The organism is Bartonella sp. MR168JLCBS (genome assembly GCF_042194175.1).
Genome location: NZ_JBHIMP010000483.1, coordinates 342 through 630, shown reverse-complemented (window position 1 = coordinate 630; position 289 = coordinate 342). Strand labels below are relative to the sequence as shown.

1 protein-coding gene is annotated in these 289 nt (G+C 41.2%); it reads left to right on the top strand.

What is annotated here, in order from left to right:
* Positions 1–289, top strand: a 289-nt coding sequence (locus ACFIK8_RS12165) for an SAM-dependent methyltransferase (RefSeq protein WP_375669577.1), incomplete at both ends; no start/stop codon positions are given.

Genomic DNA, 289 nt, shown 5'->3' with positions numbered 1-289 from the left:
CAATGAGTTCTTCGATACACTCCCCATCAACCAATATATCAAAATCAACGGGGAATGGAAAGAACGCCGCATTACGGTGAATCAAGATGGAAACTTCATGTTTATTGCTACCCCACATACACTTCCTTCTTATTATCTACAGTTCAGCCTTTCCGAGGTACCTGACGGAACAATTTTTGAACATGCACCCTCACGGTATCAATTTATGCAACAAATCAGCGACCGCTTAGTACAAATGAAAGGTTCTGCTTTGCTCATTGATTATGGTTCTTCTGATCTTGCATTTGGC